Genomic DNA, 5,699 nt, shown 5'->3' on the forward strand with positions numbered 1-5,699 from the left:
CGCCTTGGCTATGTATCGCCGGCATTGTTTGCAGATAATTTCAACAAACAGGCGCTGGCTGCTTGAAACGGACGTGTCCATTATTGACAGTACACCTCACAGTGAGCACTGCCTTGCTCAGAAATCGCAGTATGTCTGCCCTGTTGCGTGATTGCGTGAACTTTGGTGGAGATGTCGACAGCGTGGCCGCCATCGCCATGGGATTAGCCTCGCTGTCCAGAGAATACGTCTCCGATATCCCGCAAGTGCTGGTGGATGAATTGGAAGACGGTGCATATGGCCGGAGCTTTTTACGTAGTCTTGACGAAGCGCTGACGGAGCGTTTTCCGGTACTGGCCTGTGCCTCCCGCTCCGGCTGACAATCGAAAACCGCCGCCAGCGGAAGGCTCGCAACTGATTTCTACTACTTGATATATGCAAATAGTTTCTGACGAAGCCGCATGGATTAGTGCGCTTCCGCTTGAGTGTCAGCTCCGCTTCCTTGCGAGGCTGAGCTTTGGGCTAACCGTTGTGGGACGCGATAGCTATGAAGTCGGTACCGATGACCTTACTCATCCTCGTCAGCTTCGACGAGTCAATGAAATTCAACATAGGGTTGCCGCGTGCCTGTCCCAGCTTCTTGATGGCACCTGCCCAACGTAGCTGGCAGGAAGCGGAAAGGTGAACGTTGCTGGCGACGGTGCATTGAAGCTGCTGCCGGCCAAATGCGGACATTAGATTCTCGCTGCAATGCAGCTCACCATGTTATATTGGCAATCCGCAACATCATTCGCAATTCGATGAAGTTCAGTAAAACGAAAGCTGTCATTCTTCTTGCGCTAATCGCTACCTGCATGTTCGGGCGAATGGCTTGGCTTGCGGGTGTGGGGGCTTTTGAAAATCCAAGCCCGTCAAAATTTGAGCGACTCGAGGCGCTCTGGACGGCTCTCTACTGGTTGATTCCAGCCCTGTTAGTTGGAGTGCTGGTGTCGCGTGGACTTATCATCGTAGCTGCGGGAGTTAAGTTCTTCTCCTCTTCGTTCTTAATGGCGTTGGAGTACCCCAGTTTCGTTCCCGTTGGCGGCTATCTTCCTGATCCACCATGGCTACTTTTAGCGATGATTGAAGAGCTCGTAACTGCCACTTTGTTGGCCGTCCTGCTTGCGTGGCTAGTGCATGTGTCAAGCAACAAGATTAAGACCTAGTTTGGCCAGGTGTAGCTGCCGGCCAGAACCGGACATCGTCGCTGCAGTCTATACATTCAATCCGAAATAGGTTCGAGTGAACATGGACGCTATTCGTGCAGGCGCAGAGCATCGCATGCTTTCCGACGAAGATATTCTTACTTATCTCGATATGATAGGTTCTTAGCGTGGAGTGCTGCGCGCCCATTCGATCATTTAGAGGGAATCAATGATTCAGTCGTCAATATTAACTCTGATTCTTGCTCTACCGTCAATCGCATTTGCTCTACCAAACGATAAGTGCCAAGGCACACATGAAGGTCGCCCGGAGGCGATTTTCAGTGGCCGAATTTCGACGGATAGTGTTGAAAAATTCATAAAGAATTATGGAAGCTGTCCCCCATCTGTAATTGCGATCACGTCGCCAGGTGGTGACGCTGAAGCCGCCATGCTCCTTGGGGATTGGATATACAAGTATGGAATAGATGTCAGGATTCCTTTTATGTGCATGTCCTCATGTGCCAACTACGTATTCCCAGCAGCGAAAAATAAGTATATCGATTCAAAAGCACTTGTTGTTTGGCATGGTAACGCACTGCAAAAGAATTTCCGTGATTTCATGGAAAAGTATGAAAGGTTAGAACGCGCGAACGAAGATCAGTCTTTCCTAAATACCAATTCGTCGAAGTACCAGAGCCTCAAAAGAATTGTTAAGGCTCAAAGCGAATTCTATGCGCGTATCGGTGTGGACGAAGCTATTGATCGCCTGGGGCAAGAGCCCACAGATTATGACGTGGCTGGCTGGACCACAACGACAGCAGTTATGGAAAGGTATGGCATCCAGCACGTTGATGCGGCGGCGAATTATGCGGAGCATGACTATTTGCGAACTTTGTCTGGCCTAAACGTATTTTTCAAGGGGAAATTTATGAGCTTTAGCTTGGACGCCTCAGGGAAGTTGACGCCAATAATGTTGGAGCCCACAAATTGAATTCAGAAATATTGAATGATTCCGAGATTCGAAAGCCGTAGGAAATGAATTTCCCAACCCAAAGTCAAGGGCTGGCATTCCCCCGATACGAGGGGCATCTCCCTTATTCGCGCTACACGTCAGGTGCTATCAATGTTTCGTTCTTTAATCAGATCAACTAACGTACTGATGTGCGTTTAACATTACATTTCAGAGGTGCACCAAGTTCTGCAAAGGGGCGGATGCGCCAGCCAGGCGAACGAATACAATCGGCCAAAAGCTGACCAACGAATTTTATGAAACTAGAAGTCGAGAAGAAGTCCCCAATCCTCGCTCCGACTGAGACGCAGGTAAGAAACGCCATAGCGCGCCTTAAAAGCTTTGGTCCGAGTTCGTTCGCTTCATTAAGCGACGTTCATGGAAATTATTTGCAAGTCGCAGGTGGCGGCATTACCTGTATGCTGGAGCGTCGTGATGCGGCTACGGGCCGCCATTTTCGTGGATTCAAGTTGGAGAAAAACTCCAACTATCCAGATGGGACTCGACTAGTATTCGGGGCCGGCGAGATTGCTTTGCAATCGGATGAATGGTTTAACCATACAGAAATCGCGGAAGTGTTCACCGCATTTCTTGGTGGGAATGAACTACCGCCATTCATCAACTGGCGAGACGTGTCCGATATACTAAGTTCAAGAAGCAGGTGAGAACCCGCTGCATTCTAACCAAAATTGGGCTGAACTCGGCCAACTGCTGACATTCGATTTGATGCATCATTAATGAAAACAACCATGCACGAAGTTATGTTTGTCCATAGCCCGCTACCTGCGCTACAAGAGGCTGCCTTAGCAATTTTTCAGGCTTTAGGACTTGACGTATTTGAGGAACGAGAAAGCTCTAATTACCCGCCTGACAATCGCTATTTCATTGCCTACGCCGCAAATGCTTCTCTCAAGGTCTGTTGCTCTGATGATGACCGTTTGCCTCACCCGTATTGGGTGATTCTGGAGTCCCGCGTGGTAGACGGTCGCAGCTCGATAAGCCTACCGGAAGACATTCCGATTTTGGCAGAAGCCTTGGCTGCCAGTGGTTTGGAGATATTTGTCCCGTCGAAGGGCTGGAGTAAGATTGACTGGAACGGTTCAGGCGATGTCTATGGGCGCCTGGCAGGCTGAACCCGGCCAAAACCGGTCACGGATTTGAACTGTATGCAAATGCGAATGTGTAAAATTATTTCCTTGTTCATTTTGTCGATGGCAGCTGTCACTGGGCAGGCCCAAGACTATAAATGCACGATCAACCGACTAGCTTCGTCCGATGATTCGGATTCGAAGCTAGTGGCGTCTAGGAACAAGACTTTTGTCGGAAAAGAATTCACTGTCGAACGTCGAACAGGCTTGATGGCTGGCGTGCTGAAGAATTCGTTCATTACACGGCCTGTGGTTGTTGATCCGGGATCTTCAGAGAACTCGTTCAAAGTGGTTACGACCATGAACCTCGAACAGGGGCTCGGCGCAGGCACCAACGTATTTGTACTTGTCGTGAAAGAATACTCTCCAGAGCGCCGTAAGCCATTTACCTTTCTTGAGAACGACGTGGCCTATTTCGGAACATGTGTACACTTTTAGTATGCTTCGTTGGCTAACGGCCAGCAGCTGCCGGTCAACGTATTAAGAACTATTTTTTAAATGGGTATGAACAAACCGCATTGGAGAGTGGAAGAGCTAAAACATCTCGCTGACGACATCGCTTGGCTCGATGCAAAAGACGCCCGCTGTGCTTATGACTTGGTCGGACTTTACGATTCAAAAACGCACCTTGGTCTGAACACCAGTACGGTTAATTCGCTTGAACGCCTAGAATTTGACGACGACGTGGCGGCCGCGACGGAATGGCTACGCTTGCGATTGTCCAGCACTCAGGCGTTGGTGGTAGTTTTCGGCGGGAACGATTGCTTCCGATGCAGCGGGGCATTTTTCATCGAAAATTGGCAGGATATTTTTGTTCCTTCACGTGATGACGCTATGATCTACTCGGATGAAAGTCCTGTAATCGTGTTTTACTGCCACGAGAACGAGTTCGAACTCGGGCAGCGGATTGTTTTCGACTGAGCGCCGATATCGGCCAGAAGCCGCCATACTCGAACCACACCGGATTTGTAAGGTCATGCCAAGTATATTCTCGATTGATTCCTTACCTCGCGCCAAACTTCTAGTGGAGTTGCCAGCAAACCGCTATCGACTACTCACCCCGGACGGTCGTGTCCCTCGTGTCGGTGACGAAGTAATACTTGATCAAGGGTTCACTGGGCCCGATGGATTGCCCATGGTGTTGGCGTACTTCCCAGTTCTAGGTGACAGCCTTTACGAAGCCGAGATTTATGAGTCGGAGTTGGCGTAGACTGGAGCCGGCCAGCAGCTGTCGGTCACCGAGGTTAAGTGGAATGAGAATTGAAGATGCCTAAAGCATGCGGAATATGCAGCCGAACACTGGACCTGAAAGACGATCCGTTATCAATGGACTGCGGCGGTGACTGTTGGGGCTGCATCGGTGAGATCGAGGCTGACATGGGTGATGAGTACTCATTAGCCAAAGTCAGGGAGGAATTTGCAAAAGGACTTCGCCCAGGTTGGGTTGACGCCAGAAGTAAATTCTCAGCCCAAGACAAGAAATAGTTAGACGGCCATCGGCCAGGAGCTGCCGGTCGCGCCGTGGGTTAGTACCCGACCAAACTACAACGTATCTAGGAAAAGATGGGCTACACAATTCCAATTGAAAAAATTATCGACTATTCGCCGGAAAAGCTGCGAGAGTTCCACTCATACGGCTATGAGTACATCGATAATCGCCAATTCGCTCTCAAGCCCGAAGTGGTACTTGGCACTATCGAGAGGGCACTCCCATATGTCGAAGAAGCGAAACGCCTCTTTCTTGAGATGGACTGGCAAGGGGACGGTGATGTCGAACTATTATGGATTCCGCCATTCGCATTTCCTCTTTCATTGAAAGTTTCCCCTGTTGGCATCGTAATCTGGCACGTCAAGCAAAGTGAGGATGGCATTTCGTACTTGCTTTCTCCCATTGAACTTCCTTTCGAAGAATTTTCGTACGCCAACGCCGCTTGATGGCAAGATGCGGCCAGAAGCAGACGTCCCACGCTGAGAACCCTGGAGCAATTGGATAAATTTTGGTAAGCAATATACGTCGAGCAGTTTTGTCATGGCGAGAACAAGGCATTCCGTTATTGCCAGGACTCGCCATAGAAGAAATTCGCAGTCTTGCCAAGATGGGACACATCAGCTTATCTGCTGATATTGAGCTCCTGTATTCCCTCTGTGGCGGTATGCCAAGGGATACCGTTGATGGCAACTGGTTTGAATTATGGCCGCTGGAACGCGTGTTGCACGACGCAAGAAATTTTCCGTATTCGCTTCTTCCTTTCGCTGAAGGTTTCCTTTCCGCGCAACTTTAGGGCACCTCGAAAAACCTCGCCATTGATGGCATGATCTTGGCTTCTTCGATCTGAGCCGAATTCGATGATCAAAACCAGTCTGTTTGCCGACCAGGAG

General features: G+C 49.6%; 9 protein-coding genes. All 9 read left to right on the forward strand.

Annotated features, from left to right (window positions below; genetic code table 11):
• The first annotated feature begins 131 nt into the window (after positions 1–131).
• Positions 132–359 (forward strand): hypothetical protein, encoded by a 228-nt coding sequence (locus tag ASD07_RS30875; protein WP_156398027.1) that lies wholly within the window; start codon positions 132–134, stop codon positions 357–359.
• Positions 360–749: 390 nt separating this feature from the next.
• Entirely contained in the window at positions 750–1,184 is a 435-nt protein-coding gene (locus tag ASD07_RS15785; RefSeq protein ID WP_156398028.1) for a hypothetical protein, read from the forward strand.
• A 208-nt stretch (positions 1,185–1,392) separates the two neighbouring features.
• The gene (locus tag ASD07_RS15790) at positions 1,393–2,154 is read left to right on the forward strand and encodes a hypothetical protein (protein ID WP_156398029.1); all 762 of its coding nucleotides are present in this window, start codon (positions 1,393–1,395) and stop codon (positions 2,152–2,154) included.
• A 275-nt stretch (positions 2,155–2,429) separates the two neighbouring features.
• Positions 2,430–2,837 (forward strand): hypothetical protein, encoded by a 408-nt coding sequence (locus tag ASD07_RS30230; protein ID WP_082507366.1) that lies wholly within the window; start codon positions 2,430–2,432, stop codon positions 2,835–2,837.
• A 72-nt stretch (positions 2,838–2,909) separates the two neighbouring features.
• Positions 2,910–3,305 carry a hypothetical protein gene (locus ASD07_RS15795; RefSeq protein WP_156398030.1) on the forward strand — a complete coding sequence of 132 codons (396 nt, stop codon included), beginning with the start codon at positions 2,910–2,912 and terminating at the stop codon, positions 3,303–3,305.
• 45 nt (positions 3,306–3,350) lie between these two features.
• Positions 3,351–3,758 (forward strand): hypothetical protein, encoded by a 408-nt coding sequence (locus tag ASD07_RS15800; RefSeq protein WP_055932200.1) that lies wholly within the window; start codon positions 3,351–3,353, stop codon positions 3,756–3,758.
• A 60-nt stretch (positions 3,759–3,818) separates the two neighbouring features.
• Positions 3,819–4,241 (forward strand): hypothetical protein, encoded by a 423-nt coding sequence (locus ASD07_RS15805; RefSeq protein WP_156398031.1) that lies wholly within the window; start codon positions 3,819–3,821, stop codon positions 4,239–4,241.
• A 642-nt stretch (positions 4,242–4,883) separates the two neighbouring features.
• Complete coding sequence (locus ASD07_RS15810; RefSeq protein WP_055932206.1) at positions 4,884–5,255, forward strand: hypothetical protein; 372 nt, start codon at positions 4,884–4,886, stop codon at positions 5,253–5,255.
• An 89-nt stretch (positions 5,256–5,344) separates the two neighbouring features.
• Entirely contained in the window at positions 5,345–5,602 is a 258-nt protein-coding gene (locus ASD07_RS30880; protein ID WP_156398032.1) for a hypothetical protein, read from the forward strand.
• The last annotated feature ends 97 nt before the right edge of the window (positions 5,603–5,699 follow it).

This window comes from Duganella sp. Root336D2 (genome assembly GCF_001425005.1).
In the GTDB taxonomy this organism is placed as follows: domain Bacteria; phylum Pseudomonadota; class Gammaproteobacteria; order Burkholderiales; family Burkholderiaceae_D; genus Rugamonas.

Excerpts from the sequence above, each read along its gene's own strand:
- ASD07_RS30875 (WP_156398027.1), top strand. The coding sequence starts at position 132 with ATGTCTGCCCTGTTGCGTGATTGCGTGAACTTTGGTGGAGATGTCGAC.
- ASD07_RS15790 (WP_156398029.1), top strand. The coding sequence starts at position 1,393 with ATGATTCAGTCGTCAATATTAACTCTGATTCTTGCTCTACCGTCAATC.
- ASD07_RS30230 (WP_082507366.1), top strand. The coding sequence starts at position 2,430 with ATGAAACTAGAAGTCGAGAAGAAGTCCCCAATCCTCGCTCCGACTGAG.
- ASD07_RS15795 (WP_156398030.1), top strand. The coding sequence starts at position 2,910 with ATGAAAACAACCATGCACGAAGTTATGTTTGTCCATAGCCCGCTACCT.
- ASD07_RS15800 (WP_055932200.1), top strand. The coding sequence starts at position 3,351 with ATGTGTAAAATTATTTCCTTGTTCATTTTGTCGATGGCAGCTGTCACT.
- ASD07_RS15805 (WP_156398031.1), top strand. The coding sequence starts at position 3,819 with ATGGGTATGAACAAACCGCATTGGAGAGTGGAAGAGCTAAAACATCTC.
- ASD07_RS15810 (WP_055932206.1), top strand. The coding sequence starts at position 4,884 with ATGGGCTACACAATTCCAATTGAAAAAATTATCGACTATTCGCCGGAA.